Source organism: Mycobacterium sp. E802, from assembly GCF_001666875.1.
Taxonomy (GTDB): domain Bacteria; phylum Actinomycetota; class Actinomycetes; order Mycobacteriales; family Mycobacteriaceae; genus Mycobacterium.
Genome location: NZ_LZJD01000146.1, coordinates 1 through 504 on the forward strand (window position 1 = coordinate 1; position 504 = coordinate 504).

The following is a 504-nucleotide window of genomic DNA, read 5'->3' on the forward strand; positions in this document are numbered from 1 at the left end:
CCGCGCAGCGGTGTCTCGCGACGCTGTGGGCGCTGCGCGCGTAAGGCACCCTGGTATGACCGGGGCGAGGGCCGCCGTTGCTGGCGCGCTCTGGACTGGGGCACGGTCCAGGTTGTTTTGGAGGCCGATGCGCCGCGGGTGAATTGTCCAGAGCATGGACCGACGGTGGTGTCGGTGCCATGGGCACGTCATCACGCCGGGCACACTTTGACCTTCGATGACACGGTGGCCTGGCTGGCGGTGGCGTGTTCGAAATCGGCGGTGTGCGAGTTGATGCGGATCGCCTGGCGCACGGTTGGGGCGATTGTGGCCCGGGTGTGGGCCGACACCGAGAAGACCTTTGACAGGTTCGCTGATCTGCGGCGCATCGGCCTCCAAAACAACCTGGACCGTGCCCCAGTCCAGAGCGCGCCAGCAACGGCGGCCCTCGCCCCGGTCATACCAGGGTGCCTTACGCGCGCAGCGCCCACAGCGTCGCGAGACACCGCTGCGCGGCCGTACCGC

The 504-nt window shown here is 68.7% G+C and carries 2 pseudogenes; one reads left to right on the top strand and one right to left on the bottom strand.

Going from position 1 to position 504, the window contains the following annotated elements:
- Positions 1–375 (top strand): annotated as a pseudogene (locus A5699_RS28735) (transposase family protein); the annotation flags it as partial.
- Positions 376–411: 36 nt separating this feature from the next.
- Here the strand turns inward: A5699_RS28735 and A5699_RS30330 are convergent.
- Positions 412–504 (bottom strand): annotated as a pseudogene (locus A5699_RS30330) (hypothetical protein); the annotation flags it as partial.